Here is an 18,197-nt window from a genome sequence, read left to right as displayed (position 1 = left end):
TGGCTTAAGCCATCGCTTCCAACACTTGGGCGATAGCCTCGCCTACTTGTGTTGTGCTGGCCTGACCACCCAAATCAGGGGTACGTGGGCCATTGGCCAGAACCTGCTCAATGGCTTGCACTACTTCGGCGGCTGCCTGGGGGTAACCCAGGAAATCCAGCATCAAGGCACCACTCCAGATCTGACCGACCGGGTTGGCAATGCCCTTGCCATAAATATCCGGAGCCGAGCCGTGCACGGGCTCAAACAAGGAGGGGAATACGCGTTCGGGGTTCAGGTTGGCCGACGGTGCAATGCCGATGGTGCCGGTACATGCCGGGCCCAGATCGGACAAGATATCGCCAAACAGGTTGGAAGCTACAACAACATCAAACCAGTCCGGGTGCTGCACAAAGTGTGCACACAGAATATCGATGTGATACTTGTCCCATTTCACATCCGGGTATTGCTCGCCCATGGCGGCCACGCGGGAATCCCACCAGGGCATGGAAATCGAAATACCGTTGGACTTGGTCGCAGCAGTCACGTGTTTACCGCGTTTTTTAGCCAGTTCAAAAGCGAACTTCAAGACTCGGTCCGTACCCGTGCGGGTAAAGACACTTTCCTGAATCACCACTTCGCGCTGCGTGCCTTCAAACATGATGCCGCCGCTATTGGAGTATTCACCTTCGGTGTTCTCGCGCACGATAAAGAAATCGATATCACCGGGCTCACGACCTGCCAGTGGCGAACGCACACCAGGCATCAAACGCACAGGACGCAAGTTGATGTATTGATCAAATTCACGACGGAACTTGAACAGGGATTCCCACAGCGAAACGTGGTCGGGAACCAGATCAGGCCAGCCCATGGCGCCAAAGAAAATGGCCTCGGTATCCATTAATTGGGCTTTCCAGTCCGAAGGCATCATGGTGCCGTGCTTTTGGTAGTAGTCCGAGCTCCAGTCCAGCACTTTCCAATCAAAATTGATGGCGTGACGGTGAGCGGCCACTTCCAGAATACGCAGCCCTTCAGGCATGACTTCCTTGCCGATCCCATCTCCCGCGATCACGGCAATACGATGAACTTTACTCATTCCTCTTTCCTTGTGGTTTTACATGGCCTCCACGGCCTTATTCTGAAAAGACGCTGCTCTGTTCACAAAACAGCAATTAGCCTGCCAGCTTCCACGGTGCCGGCAGGCTAGTCCAAATCGGTTCAGGATTAATAGCCCTGACTGTGATTCACCCGACCAGTCGCAGGCTTGCCTTGCTGCAAAAGCTCGATGCGCGAGCCAATTTGCTCCAATGCCAATTCACGAACGGTGATACCCGAAATATGAGGCGTAACCATCACAGAAGGAATACCCCAATACGGATGATCGGCTGGCAACGGCTCCTGGGTAAAGGCATCCAGCAAAGCGCCTGACAGATGACCGCTCTTCAGGGCGTCCAGCACATCGGCATCGACCAAGTGGCCACCGCGAGCCACGTTGATCAAATAGCCACCAGGCTGCAAATTCGACAATACGTCGCGGTTGATCAAACCTTCTGTTTGCGGAGTCAGTGGTAAGGCGTTGACCAGGATACGGCTGGCAGAGACGCACTCTTTCAAGCCCTCTTCACCGGCATAGCAAGGGAACTCCGCCTCGTGCAGACGACGCGACCAACCATGTACGGGATAGCCCAGACTGGCGATGACCTTGGCAATCTTGCTGCCAATCGCGCCCAGCCCCAGCACAGCGACTGGCCATTGGCGGCGGTCGATCGGGCGGTAGGCTTTCCACTTTCCTTCACGCGCCTGTTCCTCGTAGGGCTGAAAACGGCCTACCGCACGCAGCACGCCATACAAGGCATATTCGGCCATTTGCTCGGCCATGCCCGCATCTTCCAAGCGGTACAAAGGCATCTCGGCCGGGATGGTCCCTGCGACGGCATCCACGCCTGCCCCCAGATTGAAGGTGGCACGCAAATTGGGCTCCTGCTTGAACAAGGCCGCATCCGGCTGCCAGACTATGGCGTAGGTCGCCCCGGTGCTGGGCTGACCCACTACAAACTCATCAACTTTCCAATCGGGATAGGCTTTGCGGAATTCATCGGCCCAACGTGTTGTTTCTGATGGCCTTGCGGTGGCAACAATCAAATGAGGCAGTTGCGTGGGCATTAACGTTTCCCTCCAAATAAAGAACCCAATACCCCACGCAGCACTTTGGTGGCAGCCCGTTTGGTCTCGGTTTTGATCATGCTTTGCACCAAGCCGTCCTTCTTGCCACCACGCGGCCCTGTTGATCCAAACAGAAAGTCATTCACAACGCCCATCAGGCCGTCGTCCTTGCCAGCCTCCGCGCCCGGCTGCGTGGCACCAGCGGCACCATTGGCAGCCGCATCAGCCGCTTTTTTGGCCAGCACCTCGTAGGCGGATTCGCGGTCAATTGCCTGGTCGTACTTCAAGCCAAACAAGGACGCTTGTCGTACCGTTTGTCGCTCTGCATCGGTAGCGGGACCAATTCGGCTACCCGGAGCCACCAGCCAGGCACGCTCGGTAGGCGTGGGAATCCCCTTGGCATCCAGCATGGACACCAGGGCTTCACCCACGCCCAGTTCGGTAATGGCCGCTTCAATGTCCAAACCGGGATTGGGGCGCATGGTTTGCGCTGCTGTCTTGACGGCTTTCTGATCACGCGGTGTGAAGGCGCGCAAGGCGTGCTGTACTCGATTACCCAGCTGACCCAGAACGGTATCGGGAATATCCAGCGGGTTTTGTGTCACGAAATAAATACCCACGCCCTTGGATCGGATCAGGCGAACGACCTGCTCGACTTTTTCCAGCAGAGCCTTTGGTGCACCTGTAAACAATAAGTGGGCTTCATCGAAGAAGAAAACCAGACGCGGTTTGTCCAGATCGCCCACTTCCGGCAGGCGCTCGTACAGATCGGCCAGCATCCACAGCAGGAAGACCGCGTACAAGCGAGGTGACTGCATCAGCTTGTCGGCTGCCAGCACATTGATCATGCCGCGCCCGGCCGAGTCGGTACGAATCCAGTCCATCACATCCAGCGCCGGTTCACCAAAGAAGCGATCCGCCCCCTGCGTTTCCAGGCGCAGCAAGGCGCGTTGGATTGCCCCCACACTGGCTGCCGCAATATTGCCATACTGATTGCGCAGCTCGGCGGCACGATCCGATACGTTTTGCAGCACGGCGCGCAAATCTTTCAGATCCAGAATCAGCTGACCTTCGTCGTCCGCCAAGCGAAAGACAATATTCAGAATCCCTTCCTGGGTGTCGTTCAACTCCAGGATCTGGGACAGCAACAAGGGCCCCATATCGGAAATCGTGGCGCGGACCGGATGACCCTGCTCGCCAAAAATATCCCAGAAGGTGACCGGGTTTGCACCCCAGGCTGGCTCGGGCAGGCCCAGCTTTTGCAGACGCTCCTGCAACTTGGGATTGGGCTGGGCGGCCTGGGAGATCCCGCTCAAGTCGCCTTTGGCGTCGGCCAGAAAAACCGGCGTTCCCAGACGGGAAAAGGCTTCGGCCAGTACCTGCAAGGTGACGGTTTTCCCCGTCCCTGTAGCCCCCGTAATACAACCATGCCGATTGGCCAGCGCAGGCAACAGGTAAATGGGAGTATCGCTATTCTGAGCAAGCAAAATTGGATCAGCCATGATTGTTTGTTCTCTTCCGGATAGAATGCCAAGTGCCTAGATTCTAGCGACTTTCGCCCAAGCTCGGGCCTTGTCGCGCAGACAGGTTAAAATAGATCTGTTTTTCTTTGAACGTAGTCTACTGAATTGGTAATACTTTATGGCCGGACATAGTAAATGGGCGAATATTCAGCACCGTAAAGGTCGTCAAGACGCAAAACGGGGCAAACTTTGGACCAAGATCATTCGTGAGGTCACCGTGGCCGCACGTGCCGGTGGCCCTGACCCCGAGTCCAACCCACGTTTGCGCATGGCCTGGGACAAGGCAACCGCTGCCAATATGCCCAAAGACAACATTCTGCGCGCCATCCAGCGCGGCGCAGGCGGTGCAGACGATGCCAACTACGAAGAAATTCGCTACGAAGGCTACGGTATTAACGGCGCGGCCGTGATTGTGGACTGCATGACCGACAACCGTCAGCGTACGGTCTCGGATGTGCGTCACGCCTTTACAAAAAATGGCGGCAATCTGGGTCTGGACGGCTCGGTCGTGTTTCAATTCCGCCACTGCGGTCAGTTTCTGTTCGCTCCTGGCACTTCGGAAGACACGATTATGGAAATCGGCCTGGAAGCCGGTGCCGACGATATCGTGACCGATGAAGAAGGCCTGATCGAAGTGCTGTGCGCTCCTACGGACTACCCGGCTGTACAAGCCGCGTTCCAGGCTGCTGGCCTGACGCCTGAAGTAGAAGGCGTGGTCATGAAAGCCCTGAACGAGACCGAACTGAGCGGCGACGATGCCGTCAAAATGCAAAAACTTCTGGACGCACTGGAAGGCCTGGACGATGTCCAAGAGGTCTACACCACCGCCGTCATGGACGAAGCCGAATAAGCTATTTCTGAAAACTCCTCTTTGCGGGCCCTGCCCGACTCATCACTATGAAGCTACTTGTTGTCGGCAGCGGCGGCCGTGAACACGCCTTGGCATGGCGCCTGGCCCAATCTGCACGTGTGCAGACTGTCTACGTTGCCCCGGGCAATGGCGGTACCGCGCGTGCCGAACGTATCGAAAACCTGGCCATCACCGATATCCAGGAACTGATTGCCTTTGTGAAGCAAGAAAAAATTGCCTTCACCGTCGTCGGCCCAGAAGCACCGCTGGCCGCAGGCATTGTGGACGCCTTCCGTGCGGCCGGTCTGAAAATCTTTGGTCCCACTCAGGCTGCCGCACAGCTGGAAAGCTCCAAGGACTACGCCAAAGCCTTCATGGTGCGCCACAACATCCCAACGGCAGCCTACGCGACCTTTACCGATCCGGACGCCGCCAAGGATTACATCCGTCAGCAAGGTGCTCCCATTGTGGTCAAGGCCGATGGCCTGGCCGCTGGCAAGGGCGTGATTGTGGCAACCAAGCTGGAAGAAGCGCTGGGTGCCATTGACGATATTCTGGGCGATGGCCGCTTTGGTGCCGCCGGTGCCCGCGTGGTCGTGGAAGAATGCCTGACCGGCGAAGAAGCCAGCTTCATCGTGATGTGCGACGGCAAAAATGTACTGCCCATGGCTACCAGCCAGGACCACAAACGCCTGAAAGACGGCGATCAGGGTCCGAACACGGGCGGCATGGGCGCTTACTCCCCCGCCCCTATCGTCAGCCCCACGCTGCATAACCGCATCATGCGCGAAGTCATTCACCCCACCATGCAAGGCATGGCCAAGGAAGGCTTGCCCTACTCCGGCTTTCTGTACGCTGGCGTGATGATTGACGATGGCCCGGACGCCACCCGCCCCATCAAGGTGCTGGAATTCAACTGTCGCATGGGCGACCCTGAAACCCAGCCCATCATGATGCGCATCAAGAGCGATCTGACCGAAACCTTCGAACTGGCTCTGGCCGGCAAGCTGGACGAGGCTACCATCGAATGGGATCGTCGCACCGCGATTGGCGTGGTACTGGCCGCGGCCAATTACCCCGAAGAGCCTCGTACTGGTGATGCCATCACGCAATTTGCGAAAGACACCGACGAGTGCATCACCTTCCATGCAGGCACGCAGATGAAAGACGGCACCGTGGTCACCACAGGTGGTCGTGTATTGTGTGTCACCGCCATGGCCGACTCCATCCGTCGCGCTCAGGAAGCCGCCTACGAGGCCATTTCCCAAACGCATTTCGACGGCAAGCAATTTCGCACCGATATCGGCTGGCGCGCTCTGCCCAGCAGTGAATCCTGATTGTCGCAGCAAGGTCTTTTCATGTCTTTACCCATTGATACCGTCCAGGCTTATTTCCGTCAGTTGCAAAGCCACATCGTGGACACTCTTGAGCAGCTGGATGGCACGCCTTTCGAGTCGGACCAGTGGGATCGTCCAGAAGGCGGCGGCGGTTTGTCCCGTCTGCTGGAGAACGGCCCTGTTTTTGAACGGGCTGCCGTTCTGTTCAGCCATGTCAAAGGCCACACCCTGCCTCCGTCGGCCAGCGCCCACCGTCCCGAACTGGCTGGACGCCCCTGGGAGGCCATGGGTGTTTCGCTGGTGATTCACCCGCGCAATCCCTTTGTGCCCACCACCCATATGAATGTGCGCATGTTTGTGGCCCAGGCCCAAACAGCGGATCAAGAGGATGTGTTCTGGTTTGGCGGCGGTCTGGACTTGACGCCCTACTACCTGCACGAAGACGATGCCCGCCATTTCCATCAGGTATGCCACGATGCTCTGGCCCCACACGGTGCGGATTACTACCCGCGCTACAAGCGCTGGTGCGACGAATATTTTTATCTGAAGCACCGCAACGAAACCCGTGGCATTGGCGGCATTTTCTACGACGATCTGAACGAACCCGGCTTTGAAGCCAGCTTTGCCCTGACCCGCTCCGTGGGCAATTCCTTTACCGATGCCTATGCACCTATCGTGCGTGCCCGCATGGATCAGGAATACACCCAGGCGCATCGAGACTTCCAGGCCATTCGTCGCGGTCGCTATGTCGAATTCAATCTGGTCTTTGACCGTGGCACCCTGTTTGGCCTGCAATCAGGTGGACGTACGGAATCCATCCTGTTGTCCATGCCACCCCAGGCGAACTGGCGCTACAACTGGTCGCCTGAACCCGGCACGCCAGAAGCGGCCCTGGCGCAATACCTGGTGCCTCGCGAATGGATTTAAAGCGTGTCGGGCTCCTGGGTGGCAGTTTCGACCCCATCCATAAAGCTCATGTGGCGCTGGCGCTTGCCGCGTTCGACCAGCTGCAGCTGGACCAGGTTCAGTTGCTGCCCGCTGCCCAGCCCTGGCAACGCGACGCCTTGGGTGCCAGCACCCAGGATCGTCTGGCCATGGCCGAGCTGGCCGCCCAAAGCCATCCGGGCTTGCAGGTCAACCCCGTAGAGATCGAGCGCGGTGGCCCAACCTACACCATCGACACGGTGCGCAGCTTGCCCGCCGGGTCGCGCTACTACTGGATTTTAGGCAGCGACCAACTGCATAATTTTTGCAGCTGGAACGACTGGCAAGAAATTCTTGAATACGTCGAACTGGCTGTTGCCCAGCGCCCCGGCAGTCCTTTGGAGACGCCCGTCGCCTTGCAGCAGGAACTGAGTCGACTTCAGCGCCGTTTGCATCAGATTGACTTTCTGCCCATGGACATCTCGGCCACCCAGATTCGGGAGCGAGTGCAGCGCGGTGACAACATCACCACCCTGGTCCCGGAAGAAGTCGCTCAATACATTGACAAAAAACGGCTCTATCTTTCCCACCCACAGGCGCGCCCTGTATAGTTCTTTTTATGAATATAGAAACACTTCAACGACTCGTCATCGATGCCCTCGAGGACGTCAAAGCTCAAGACATCAAGGTCTTTAGCACTACCCACATGACCGGCCTGTTCGATCGTGTGGTCATCGCCAGTGGTACTTCCAACCGGCAAACCCGCGCTCTTGCCCAGAGCGTGTTTGACAAGGCACGCCAAAACAAAGTCGAAGTCCTGGCCCATGAAGGCGAAGACACCGGCGAATGGGTGTTGCTGGATTTGGGTGACATCGTGGTGCATTGCATGCAGCCAGCCATTCGCCAGTACTACAACCTGGAAGAACTTTGGGGCGAGCGCCCTGTCGAAGTGGAACTGCTGCCGCAATCGCGCCAGGTTCCACCGGCTGGCTTTTTTGCCAGCGCCGACGAAGACGAAGACTAAACCCTTCCTCTGTCCTGTCGGCAATACCCGGGCCGCAGCTTACGATGCGGCCTTTTTTCTTTTACGACATTCCATGAAACTCATTGTCATCGCGGTAGGTCAGCGCATGCCCGACTGGGTGGAACAAGGCTGGCAGGAATATGCTCGCCGCATGCCCCAGGACTGCGCCATAGAACTGCGCGAAATCAAGGCCGAACCCCGTACCAGCGGCAAAACGCCTGCCCAGATGATGCAGGCCGAGGCCAAACGCATTGAAGCGGCCATTCCCTCCCAGGCGATGCGCATCGCCCTGGACGAACGCGGCAAGGATCTGACCACCGTCAAGCTGGCTCAGGAGCTGGAGCGCTGGCGCAGCAGCGGTCAGGATATTGCCATTCTGGTCGGTGGCCCGGACGGACTGGATGCGGCACTCAAGCAAAGCTGCCACGGCATGTTGCGTCTGTCCTCCCTGACCCTGCCCCACCCCTTGGTACGTATCTTTCTGGCCGAGCAACTGTATCGCGCCTGGTCCGTCATGACCGGGCATCCTTACCACCGCGCCTGAACCTTCTTTTAGTCCTGGTTTCTTATGCCTTTTCAGCCCATCTATCTGGCCTCAGCCAGTCCACGTCGCCACGATCTGCTCAACAGCATCCAGATCACTCATGAAGTCCTGCATGTGCCCAGCCCTCCGGGCGAGGATGAACCGCGTCTGGAACAGGAAGCGGTGCTGGATTATGTCCGTCGCACGGCCCGCGACAAGCTGCTGCGCGCCCTGGAATGGCGAGCACAGGACAGCAGTCTGGATCAGGAGCGCGCTATTTTGAGTGCCGACACCACGGTCTGCATGGACGAGACCATATTTGGCAAACCTGCTGATCTAGCCGATGCCGCACGCATCTTGCGCGAGCTCTCGGGCCGCCGTCACAAAGTGATGACCGCCTTGTCCCTGGGCGTAGGTGGTGTGGAGTTTGAAAGTATCAGCATCAGCGAAGTCAGCTTCAAAACGCTGAACGAACAAGAAATTGCGGAATACTGCGCCAGCGGCGAGCCTATGGGTAAAGCGGGAGCCTATGGCATTCAAGGTCTGGGCGGTGCTTTTATCAGCCACTTGAGTGGCAGCTATACCGGCGTAATGGGCTTGCCTGTTCACGAAACCTACCGCTTGCTGGAACTGGCCAATCTGAAGATCCGCGCCTAAAGACCGGCTAATACAGAGAAACAACCTGATCAGAACAGGAATGGGGAACTATCCAGGCAAGGTCTAGTCCCATTCTTTTATTCCATTTGGATCTTAGTATATATTTTCTGGATATATACATTCACCGACTGTTTTGCAGGATTAACCACCATGCCGCTTTCCTCTTTTTCGATCCGTCTTGCCTTGGCCGGTTTACTGTGCGCCAGCACCGTCGTCCAAGCCGCCGACCGCCCCGCTGCCTTGAAGGCCCTGGAAGAGCAAGGGCTATCCATTGTGGGCGAGTTTGATGCTCCCGGTGGCCTGAAAGCCTGGGGTGCGTATAGCGGGAATCGCGCATTGGCTATCTATAACCTGCCCGACGGGCAGCACATGATGGTGGGCACCATGATCGACGCCAAGGGTGAAGAGGTACGCCCGGCCGGTCTGGACGAACTGGTGCAACCCGCCATTGCCAAAGACATGCTGGGCAAGCTGGAAAAATCCCGCTGGATCAAGGATGGCGACGACAAGGCGCCACGCGTGGTCTACGTGTTTACCGACCCGAATTGCCCTTACTGCATGCAGTTCTGGCAAATGGCTCGCCCCTGGGTTGAGTCCGGCAAAGTACAGCTGCGCCACGTCATGGTGGGCATTCTGGCCCCCAGCAGCAGCCTGAAATCGGCTGCCATCCTGGCCGCCAAAGACCCCACCAAGGCCTTGAACGAACACTCTTTGGCCATGTTGAAAGATCGCAGTGCCGGTGTGAAAGGCCTGGACAGTGTGCCCAGTGATATTGAAGCCGATCTGACCCGCAATGAAGATCTGATGATGGGCTGGGATTTACGTGCCACCCCCGCCATGGTCTGGCAGGATGAGCAAGGTCGCATTCAAATGCAGACCGGCGCTTCACCCGACATTACCGAACGCGTTTTTGGCCCACGCTAATTTCAAGCAGGACGTTTATTCATGAGCACTCGTGTTCTCTTGCATGCCCCCACCACCCATGCCCTGGAGCGCGCCCGCAGCAATGCGCGCAACTTGCTCAAGGACATACCGGATGCCCAGATTCGCATCATCGCCAATGCGCAGGCCGTTAAAGCCTGCGTAGAAGGCGCGGAGCACGATTGCGACGCCTACACCTACCTGTGCCCCAACACGCTGCGCAATCAGTCCCTCAGTGCGCCAGAACGCTTCCAAACCTTGGAGCAAGGGGCCATCACCGCCCTGGTGAAACTACAGACGGAAAACTGGATTTACATTCGAGCCTGATGGGGTGTAGGGCCAGAACAACAGACCATACTGGCCGGTCATGATTCTGCCTGCCCCCGCCCAAACCTTGATACGATAGCTAAGCTCGCGACAAGCGGGCCTGTTTTTACCCGTATCACAAGGAATCCGTCATGCCCACCCTCGTCCGTTCTGCTCTGCGTCCCTGCCTTTTACTGGCTTTATGTGCTTTAGGAACCAGCCAGGCACTTGCACAGCAAACTACCGTGGGTGTCGGTGTTGGCTTTGCCCCCAAGTACGAAGGGGCTGACAGCTACGACGGCCGTTTCTACCCTCTGCTCTCACACCGTAACGGCCACTTTTTCCTGGCTCCCAAAGCAGGCATGCCTGCCATCGGTCTGCAAACCAATCTGACAGACAACTGGACTATCGGTACTTACGCCGCTCTGGCCCGTGCCCGTAAATCCGGTGATGCCGACCGCCTGTACGGAACTGATGATATTGATCGTCACGGCAATCTGGGTGTATTTACTGCTTACCAACTGGGCAATGCCAAGATTGAAGGCAGCTACTACCAGGCACTGAAAAGCGGTTATGGCGCCACGGCCGTTCTGGATTTGAGCTACCGCCTCTGGAACGATCAGGACAGCAGCTTCTCGCTGGGTGCCGAATTGAAATGGTCCAACGAAAAAGCCATGCGCACCTATTTTGGCGTGAAGTCGCATGAAGCTGCTGGCAGCAATGGACAACTGCGCACCTACCGCCCTGACGCTGGTTTGCGCTCTTATGCTTTGTACGGCCAGTACACCCACAAGATCAGCGAAAGCTGGTCCCTGCAAGGTCTGCTAGGCGTGAACACCTTGGGTGAAGAGGCCAAAGACAGCCCGCTGGTCGAGAAGAAAAGCAGCGTCTTTGGTGGCGTAGGCTTGGGCTACAGCTTCTAAATTCCTGTCAGGGTCTGCCGACCCGCTTGACCGTCAAGCCGTTGTGTTCCAGGCGAGCCTGCACAACGGCTCGATGATCGCCCTGAATCTCCAGCGTTCCCTCTTTCAGCGTCCCGCCCGCTCCACAGGCGTTCTTCAGTTCCTTGACCAGCGCCTTGAGCTGCTCCTCGGGCATCACCAGGCCCGTCACCACGGTCACTCCCTTCCCTTTTCGCCCCTTGGTTTCCAGACTCAAGCGCACCGGCCCCTGAGCCTGAGACAGGCTTTGCTCGCGCCGATTTTCCTCGCAACGGCATTGCTTTTGTGGCTGCCCGCAATCCGGACACATACGCCCTTGTTCCGTGCTGTACACCAGCCGAGACAGCTGATCCGATAAGCTGGCCATAAAATCTGGCTCCCTTCACTGATTAAATAAAAAAGGCCCCCACGCTGCGCCTTCGGCTTGCACTCCACCCTGGGACGGCCCGACAGTAAAAAAAAGCCCACCGAATTTCGGTGGGCTTTACGCTGGACCAGGCCCAGACGAATTACATCATGCCCATCAGGACCAGACCAAGCAATTGCTCGGAAGTGAAACGCTGGCCGTTGATGTCGAACACGCGATCCTTGCCGTCGTACTTGATGGCCGTGGAAATGCCGCTCTCGTCATTCTTGACCATATTGGATTCAGCGTAAGGAGCGACAGCCGCATCCAGAATCATGTCCAGCATGGCAGCATTGCCTTCTTCAGGCGACAGGCCTTCAGCCTTGTCCATCTCGGCAGCCAGGCCACGCAGCATAGGCTTGGAAATCAGAACATCCAGCTGAGCAGCAGGAATGGCTTCGATCCACATTTCAGGACTGGTTTGCAGCTCTTGCAAGGTCGCATTGGGCTTTTGGAAGTCCATACGCAGTGTGGCTTTGGACTCGCCAGCGGCGGTGTACCAACGCAGAGGCTCAACACGCAGCACAGGTTTGTGCTCCAGCGCCTGCAGCACCAGTTCCATCATCTTCTGAGCCGTTGGGCCATCTACCGAATCCATATCGTTTTGCAGATTGGAATCGGAAATCAGCTTGGACAAGGCGGAGATTGCAGGTGCGTAAACGCGGTCAAAGTTCATCGACAGCTCAACCGAACCCAGCTTGACCTTGTCTTCAAACACCAGATCAGTCAGCGCGTAAACAACCTTGGTATCACTGACGGAGTCTTTGGTAACCGCATCGGAATTGATGGCGATCTGCTTGAAGGTAATGCCATCGGTCTCGGCAGATTGCATCTTGACGTCATCGACGCTCAGCTTGCCGACCTGGGTGCCGCTGACATTGATGTCACCGTCTTGCTTGAAGTCCACCACGAAGTTGGAGGCTTCCAGCTTCAAGGGATCTGCGCTGATGTCATCAACAAACAGCTTGGGGAAGCTGCCGGTCACAACAATATCTTTGCTCTTGCCACCGGCCTTGGTGCGCAGTTGACCACCGCTGAAGTCTACTTTGACTTCGTCGCCTTGGTGCTTGATGGCTTCAAAATGCACATTGGAGTCCACGGCACCGTCAAAACCGACCAGGCTGTCCGCCCACAAAGGGGTCTTGTCGCCCGTCAGCTTGTACCAGCCTTCGGTGTCTTTGGTCTTGACCAGAGTGCTGTGCGACAAGGCGGCAACAGGGGTGAAGTTACCCAGAGCCATTGCCGACATAGGCAGCGGGCCATGGCTGATCTTGTCATCAAAAGTCAGCTCCAGAGGCTTCTCTTCAGCGTCGGAAGGCTTGATAGTGATGGTGTAACGAGCAGTAGAGGAAAATACGCCACGTTGGTAGTCCACCACATTCATGACGACCGACTCGCTCATGCCCATTTGCTGCATCTGCTCGGCAGCCAGGGTATTGAACTGGGCCACTTTCTCACCCACCAGCGCTTCAGTTTTCTTACCGGTGTACCAGGTCGAACCGCCGTATGCGGCCGCTAACACGACAACCAGTGTGACCAGCCCTGTACTTTTCTTCATGACTTCCCTTTTGTAGACCTACAGTCCCAACTTCAAATAGCCGACATAATACCGAAACTAAGTTTGACTGATGGTAGTTTATTCCCCGTAATTGTAACTATTCACATGCGTAATGCGAGCGACATCGTCTGCGCCCAAGCCCAAACGATGGGCCGCACGATAGGTTTGCTGGGCTGCATGAGCCACTGGCATGCTGGTGTGACTGGCACTGGCCAGCTCCGCCACGGTATTCAAATCCTTCAACATGGTATCGACCGACGCTTTTACTTGATTATCGGGCGTAGTCATGCGCGGCACGAACAATTGCAGCAAAACCGAATCGGCCCAACCGCCCCCCAGGGCCTCACTGATTTTGGAGGCGTCCACGCCATTGTCATTGGCCAGGCTCAAGGCCTCGGCGATAGCGGTCAAGGTGGTAGCCACAATGGTCTGATTGCATAACTTTGTTACTTGGCCGGCCCCTACCGCCCCCATCAAGGTGACGCGCTGCGAATACGCGGCCAGCACCGGACGAACACGATCCAGCTGCGCCGCCTGCCCGCCCACCATGATGGCCAGCGTGCCTTGTTCTGCTCCGCCTACACCACCGGATACCGGAGCATCCAGCCAATGAGCCCCGCAACGTTGCTGCAATTGGGCAGCCATCTCGCGTGTAGCCTGTGGAGGAATCGAGGAATGGTCCACCACAATCCGCAAGGCTCCCTGTACGGATGCCAGGCCCTGCTTGCCCAGGACCGTGTCGTGCACCGCCTGTGCATCGAAGACGCACAGGAACACGGCTTCGCACTGCTCGGCCATTTGCGCCGGGGTATCGCACCAGTGAGCACCGGCTTCGATCAGGGCTTGCCCCTTGTCCTTGGAACGATTCCAGATACGAACCTGATGACCGGCATTCAACAAGCGGCGCACCATAGGCTGACCCATACGGCCCAAACCACAAAAACCAATATTCATGTCTCGTCCTTTACGCCCCCAACATCATCCAGCCAATTGAAGCGGGGCAAGAAAAACCCGCCTGTCAGGCGGGTGAAGTCTGGTCGGCCCAACAAGGGACCGCCCTTATGCTGATACTCAAGCCGCGTCGGGCTGGCGGTCGGGGGCCGCTTCCTGAAAGGCGGACAGCTCCAGACATTTTTCCTCCACAGCCAAGAGGCGTGGAAATATGCTGAGATCAATGTCAAAACGACGGGCATTGAACATTTGGGGAATCAGGCAGATTTCGGCAAGACCAGGAGTATCACCAAAAATAAAGTCATGATCCTTTTTGCCATGGCGCTGCACCAAGGCTTCCAGGCCTTCCAGCCCTACGCTGACCCAATGGCGATACCATTGATTGCGAGCATCTTCCTGGGCGTGCAGTTCGTTTTTCAAATACTGCAACACGCGCAGATTATTCAGCGGATGAATATCGCAAGCCACGGTTTGGGCCATGGAACGTGCCCAAGCCCGCTCTGCCGACGCTTTGGGCAGCAAAGGCAGCTCAGGATAGCGTTCGTCCAGATATTCCAGGATGGCCAGGGATTGCGTGATGATCAGACCATCATCATCCAAAGCGGGCAGCAGTTGCACGGGATTGACCTGCACATAATCGGGCTGATGCTGCTGACCACCATCCTTGAGCAGGTGTACAGGCTTGATCTGGTAGTCCAGACCCTTGAGGTTCAGACCAATCCGCACCCGGTAAGCAGCGGAACTGCGAAAGTAGCTATACAGAATCATCTTGTCTCCTGTCCACCCTGCAAAAATCGTTTTTTATTTGTTCAGGCTTTCAATCTTGCGCGACAGCTCTCGGGGCAGCGGGAAGGCAATGTTTTCCTCCACACCATCCAGGGCCCGCACTTTGCCTACGCCCAGTTCCTGCAAGCGCTGAATCACCTGATTCACCAGAACTTCCGGTGCCGACGCGCCGGCCGTCACACCCACGCGCTTTTTACCGACCAGCCAGGCCGGATCAATCATTTCCGGCTTATCCAGCAGATAGGCTTCAGCCCCCTTGCGTTCGGCGACTTCGCGCAAACGATTGGAGTTGGAGCTATTGGTACTGCCCACCACCAGGACCAGATCACACTGTGGAGCCATGATCTTGACCGCATCCTGACGGTTCTGTGTGGCATAACAGATATCGCTTTTCTTGGGTTCCACAATATTGGGGAAGCGCTCGCGCAAGGCTTGGGCCACAACTGCCGCATCGTCCACGGACAAGGTGGTTTGCGTCACAAAGGCCAGCTTGTCGGGATCGGCCACTTTCAGGTTGGCGACGTCCTCGGGCGTTTCCACCAGGTACATGCCGCCATCAGCCTGCCCCAGCGTACCCTCGACTTCAGGGTGTCCGACGTGACCAATCATGATGATTTCCCGGCCTTCGGCGCGCATGCGAGAGACCTCGATATGCACTTTGGTCACCAGCGGGCACGTGGCGTCAAAGACTTTCAGGCCACGCTTTTCGGCATCGTCACGCACCTGACGCGATACGCCGTGAGCCGAAAAAATAACGATTGCACCCGAGGGAGCCTCGTCCAGCTCTTTAATAAATATCGCCCCTTTATTGCGCAGGTCTTCCACCACGTAACGGTTATGGACGATTTCATGGCGCACGTAGATTGGTGCACCGTGCAATTCCAAAGCGCGTTCGACAATATCAATCGCGCGATCGACCCCAGCACAGAATCCACGGGGCTGGGCCAGAACAACCTCAGCGTTCTGAACGGGAGTAGCTTGACTCATTACAGAATCCCCAAAATATGAACATCCAGGCGCAAAGCCACACCGGCCAAAGGATGGTTGAAATCGAACAAGGCGGTCTTGTCGTCGATTTCCTTGAGCACGCCCGAATAGCGACTGCCATTAGGGGCGGCAAACTCCACCATATCACCGGGCACGAATTCCGCGCCTTCGGCGGCGTTGCTGGCCAGCATTTCGCGAGTGATGCGCTGCAAGAGGTCCGGATTACGGGCGCCGTATGCATCCTCGGGAGTAATGTCGAGCTGAAAGCGCTCGTCTTCACGGTGACCCAGCAGTTTCTCTTCCATACCGGGGGCCCACTGACCATTGCCCAGTTGCAAGGTCGCCGGGCGGCCCGTAAAGGTATCCGCAAATACAGAGCCTGCCGCCGGGCCACTGGCCAGCTCTATACGATAGTGCAAAGTCAGGTAGGAATCCTGACGGACAATTCCAAGCTCGGAACTAGCAGAGTTACTCACGATCGCTCACTATAGAAAATCATTCAATTACCGCATTTTAGCGTTTCTTATGGCCACATCCACTTTACGCCGCCAAGGGCCCCGTGAGCGCATGTTGGCGCACGGCCCTGCCTGTCTGAGCACCCCGGAACTGCTGGGCATTGTCCTGCGCACCGGTACACGCGGGCGCAATGCTGTCGAGCTGGGCCAGATGTTGCTGGACCATTTTAACGGACTCAAAGGATTATTATCGGCTGATGCATCTGCCCTGCGCCAACTGGACGGAATCGGGCCGGCCAAATGTGCGGAACTGTTGGTTATCCGGGAACTGCAACGCCGCTGTGCCCTGGAATCACTCACGGACTTGCCGGTGCTGAACCAGGCGGACAAGGTGCGCGAATATTGTCTGGCCCATATTGGACATTTGCCCGTGGAGCATTGCCTGGCCCTGTTTCTGGACAATCAGCTACGACTGATCTGCGCCGAGGAGATCAGCCGGGGCACAGTCAACCAGGCTTCAGTCTACCCACGGGAGATATTGCGCGCCGCCCTGCGTCACCACAGCTGCGCCATCATTCTGGCGCACAATCACCCTTCCGGTGCCGCCTATCCCAGCGCCTCCGATATCCGGCTGACCCGGCACATTCGTCAGGCACTGGCTTTGGTCGATATACGCTTGCTGGACCACATTATTGTCACGCCCAGCCAGACTGTCTCCATGGCCGAGCGCGGAGATCTATAGACGGTTCAGGGCGGTGAATGCCACCTTATTTTTGATACAGTTCCATGAGCTTCCCCGTAAAATCCAGAACACACTACAAGAGTACGGAGCGCCATGTCTGATCCCGTCGTCAAGTCCTTTGTTGGACGCGTACGTGACATTCTTCACGATCTATCCCCATCAGAGCGACGTCTGGCGGAATTTGCCCTGGACTTTCCGGGCGACCTGGCCGGCTACACCGCCTCGGAGCTGGCCTCCCTGGCCAATGTGTCCAATGCGACGGTCACCCGCTTTATTCGACGCCTGGGTTACAGCAATTACGAGGCCGCCCGCAAACAAGTGCGCTCCGAAAAGAAAGCAGGTTCACCCCTGTTGCTGGCAGCCACTGAAACGGAAGCCGAGCGCTCGCTGGCCACACACTTGCAGCAAAGTCAGAACAACCTGGCCGCTACCTATAGACGCATCCCCGACTCATTGCTGAAAGAAATCGCCCAGGCCATTCTGGGTGCGCGCAAAGTATGGGTTCTCGGGTTTCGATCCAGCCATGCCCTGGCCAATTACTTTCGCTGGCAGTTGCTGCAAATCGTCCCTGAGGCTCAACTGATTCCCGGCCCTGGCGAGACCATGGGGGAACATCTGGCAGGCATACACGCTGACGATGTCGTGGTGATTTTTGCCCTGCGTCGCCGGGTGCGCAATATGGATCAGCTGATTGGGCAGATGGCGCAGCTGAACCCGAATGTGTTGCACATCACTGACCAGCTCAGCCCGGAGAAAAGTGCTTGTCGCTGGACTCTGCGCTGTGATGTCCAATCGCCTGGTGTGCTGGATAACCACGTGGCGGTGATCGGGCTGTGCCATCTGATCCTGAGCCAGGTGATGGATCAGGCCGGTCCTGCCGGGCGTCGTCATCTAGGTCTGGTGGAGGCTTTCCATGACAGCTTTCTGGAGCTGTAGACCGCTACTCTCGTATTGCAGGCCCATATCAGGCACTCCGTAGACAAGCCAGCCCAGAAGTTTCATGGCTGGAATCAGATAAGGATCATACGCAAACGGCGATGATCCTTTTTTTTATTAAAAATCCTTATATATCAACGCCCTGCTCCGACAATCTGCAGACACTGCAAAATCTTTCTCGTTTACCCTAGTTTTGAAAATATTTTTTCATACCAATAATGATTGAAA

The 18,197-nt window shown here is 56.8% G+C and carries 21 protein-coding genes; 12 read left to right on the top strand and 9 right to left on the bottom strand.

Features of this window, described 5'->3' with window-relative positions; genetic code table 11:
- Positions 1 to 4 precede the first annotated feature (4 nt).
- The 3 genes from ACLPGZ_RS11960 to ACLPGZ_RS11950 all read right to left on the bottom strand — a co-directional run bounded on the left by ACLPGZ_RS11960 (position 5) and on the right by ACLPGZ_RS11950 (position 3,644).
- Positions 5 to 1,075, bottom strand: coding sequence for a tartrate dehydrogenase (locus ACLPGZ_RS11960; protein WP_060186913.1), 1,071 nt, complete (start codon positions 1,073 to 1,075; stop codon positions 5 to 7).
- 128 nt (positions 1,076 to 1,203) lie between these two features.
- Positions 1,204 to 2,142, bottom strand: a complete 939-nt coding sequence (locus ACLPGZ_RS11955) for a 2-hydroxyacid dehydrogenase (RefSeq protein WP_251196232.1) — start codon at positions 2,140 to 2,142, stop codon at positions 1,204 to 1,206.
- Entirely contained in the window at positions 2,142 to 3,644 is a 1,503-nt protein-coding gene (locus tag ACLPGZ_RS11950; protein WP_429641393.1) for a helicase HerA-like domain-containing protein, read from the bottom strand. Before ACLPGZ_RS11950 ends, ACLPGZ_RS11955 begins: the two co-directional genes overlap by 1 nt.
- Before the next feature lie 139 nt (positions 3,645 to 3,783).
- On the opposite strand from ACLPGZ_RS11950, the gene ACLPGZ_RS11945 reads away from it, so the two are divergent.
- From ACLPGZ_RS11945 to ACLPGZ_RS11900, 10 genes are all read left to right on the top strand, one after another.
- Positions 3,784 to 4,515 carry a YebC/PmpR family DNA-binding transcriptional regulator gene (locus ACLPGZ_RS11945; RefSeq protein WP_026483044.1) on the top strand — a complete coding sequence of 244 codons (732 nt, stop codon included), beginning with the start codon at positions 3,784 to 3,786 and terminating at the stop codon, positions 4,513 to 4,515.
- A gap of 47 nt (positions 4,516 to 4,562) precedes the next feature.
- Entirely contained in the window at positions 4,563 to 5,852 is a 1,290-nt protein-coding gene (purD, locus tag ACLPGZ_RS11940; protein ID WP_429641391.1) for a phosphoribosylamine--glycine ligase, read from the top strand.
- 21 nt (positions 5,853 to 5,873) lie between these two features.
- Positions 5,874 to 6,779 (top strand): oxygen-dependent coproporphyrinogen oxidase, encoded by a 906-nt coding sequence (hemF, locus tag ACLPGZ_RS11935; protein WP_060186928.1) that lies wholly within the window; start codon positions 5,874 to 5,876, stop codon positions 6,777 to 6,779.
- Complete coding sequence (nadD, locus tag ACLPGZ_RS11930; protein ID WP_429641388.1) at positions 6,770 to 7,387, top strand: nicotinate (nicotinamide) nucleotide adenylyltransferase; 618 nt, start codon at positions 6,770 to 6,772, stop codon at positions 7,385 to 7,387. Before hemF ends, nadD begins: the two co-directional genes overlap by 10 nt.
- An 8-nt stretch (positions 7,388 to 7,395) precedes the next feature.
- Positions 7,396 to 7,800 carry a ribosome silencing factor gene (gene rsfS, locus ACLPGZ_RS11925; protein WP_009456142.1) on the top strand — a complete coding sequence of 135 codons (405 nt, stop codon included), beginning with the start codon at positions 7,396 to 7,398 and terminating at the stop codon, positions 7,798 to 7,800.
- A gap of 73 nt (positions 7,801 to 7,873) precedes the next feature.
- Entirely contained in the window at positions 7,874 to 8,344 is a 471-nt protein-coding gene (gene rlmH, locus ACLPGZ_RS11920) for a 23S rRNA (pseudouridine(1915)-N(3))-methyltransferase RlmH (RefSeq protein ID WP_429641385.1), read from the top strand.
- A 24-nt stretch (positions 8,345 to 8,368) separates the two neighbouring features.
- Positions 8,369 to 8,980 (top strand): Maf family protein, encoded by a 612-nt coding sequence (locus ACLPGZ_RS11915; protein WP_026483047.1) that lies wholly within the window; start codon positions 8,369 to 8,371, stop codon positions 8,978 to 8,980.
- Positions 8,981 to 9,130: 150 nt separating this feature from the next.
- Positions 9,131 to 9,904: a thiol:disulfide interchange protein DsbG gene (gene dsbG / locus ACLPGZ_RS11910; RefSeq protein ID WP_035272568.1), complete on the top strand. Its 774-nt coding sequence runs from the start codon at positions 9,131 to 9,133 to the stop codon at positions 9,902 to 9,904.
- 21 nt (positions 9,905 to 9,925) lie between these two features.
- Positions 9,926 to 10,228, top strand: a complete 303-nt coding sequence (locus ACLPGZ_RS11905; protein WP_060186918.1) for a DsrE family protein — start codon at positions 9,926 to 9,928, stop codon at positions 10,226 to 10,228.
- A 131-nt stretch (positions 10,229 to 10,359) separates the two neighbouring features.
- Entirely contained in the window at positions 10,360 to 11,130 is a 771-nt protein-coding gene (locus ACLPGZ_RS11900; RefSeq protein WP_009456452.1) for a MipA/OmpV family protein, read from the top strand.
- A gap of 7 nt (positions 11,131 to 11,137) precedes the next feature.
- On the opposite strand, the gene ACLPGZ_RS11895 is transcribed toward ACLPGZ_RS11900, so the two are convergent.
- The 6 genes from ACLPGZ_RS11895 to ACLPGZ_RS11870 all read right to left on the bottom strand — a co-directional run bounded on the left by ACLPGZ_RS11895 (position 11,138) and on the right by ACLPGZ_RS11870 (position 16,312).
- A complete protein-coding gene (locus tag ACLPGZ_RS11895) occupies positions 11,138 to 11,515 on the bottom strand; it encodes an SUI1 family translation initiation factor (protein WP_009456454.1) in 378 nt (125 codons plus the stop codon).
- A 142-nt stretch (positions 11,516 to 11,657) separates the two neighbouring features.
- Positions 11,658 to 13,112: a YdgA family protein gene (locus ACLPGZ_RS11890; RefSeq protein WP_060186919.1), complete on the bottom strand. Its 1,455-nt coding sequence runs from the start codon at positions 13,110 to 13,112 to the stop codon at positions 11,658 to 11,660.
- Between the two features lie 78 nt (positions 13,113 to 13,190).
- The gene (locus ACLPGZ_RS11885) at positions 13,191 to 14,066 is read right to left on the bottom strand and encodes an NAD(P)-dependent oxidoreductase (protein ID WP_060186920.1); all 876 of its coding nucleotides are present in this window, start codon (positions 14,064 to 14,066) and stop codon (positions 13,191 to 13,193) included.
- A gap of 117 nt (positions 14,067 to 14,183) precedes the next feature.
- Positions 14,184 to 14,831, bottom strand: a complete 648-nt coding sequence (gene maiA, locus ACLPGZ_RS11880; protein WP_035272560.1) for a maleylacetoacetate isomerase — start codon at positions 14,829 to 14,831, stop codon at positions 14,184 to 14,186.
- Between the two features lie 33 nt (positions 14,832 to 14,864).
- The gene (ispH, locus tag ACLPGZ_RS11875; protein WP_009456459.1) at positions 14,865 to 15,836 is read right to left on the bottom strand and encodes a 4-hydroxy-3-methylbut-2-enyl diphosphate reductase; all 972 of its coding nucleotides are present in this window, start codon (positions 15,834 to 15,836) and stop codon (positions 14,865 to 14,867) included.
- Positions 15,836 to 16,312, bottom strand: coding sequence for an FKBP-type peptidyl-prolyl cis-trans isomerase (locus tag ACLPGZ_RS11870; RefSeq protein WP_230940668.1), 477 nt, complete (start codon positions 16,310 to 16,312; stop codon positions 15,836 to 15,838). The genes ispH and ACLPGZ_RS11870 overlap by 1 nt, the downstream gene beginning before the upstream one ends.
- A 49-nt stretch (positions 16,313 to 16,361) precedes the next feature.
- Here ACLPGZ_RS11870 and radC point away from each other — a divergent pair, with 49 nt between their 5' ends.
- The gene (gene radC / locus ACLPGZ_RS11865; RefSeq protein ID WP_022983307.1) at positions 16,362 to 17,033 is read left to right on the top strand and encodes a RadC family protein; all 672 of its coding nucleotides are present in this window, start codon (positions 16,362 to 16,364) and stop codon (positions 17,031 to 17,033) included.
- Positions 17,034 to 17,126: 93 nt separating this feature from the next.
- A complete protein-coding gene (locus ACLPGZ_RS11860; RefSeq protein ID WP_429641379.1) occupies positions 17,127 to 17,969 on the top strand; it encodes a MurR/RpiR family transcriptional regulator in 843 nt (280 codons plus the stop codon).
- The last annotated feature ends 228 nt before the right edge of the window (positions 17,970 to 18,197 follow it).

The sequence above is a fragment of the Alcaligenes sp. Me129 genome (assembly GCF_050487245.1).
Taxonomy (GTDB): domain Bacteria; phylum Pseudomonadota; class Gammaproteobacteria; order Burkholderiales; family Burkholderiaceae_B; genus Alcaligenes; species Alcaligenes phenolicus.
This window is presented reverse-complemented; position numbering and strand designations above follow the sequence as displayed.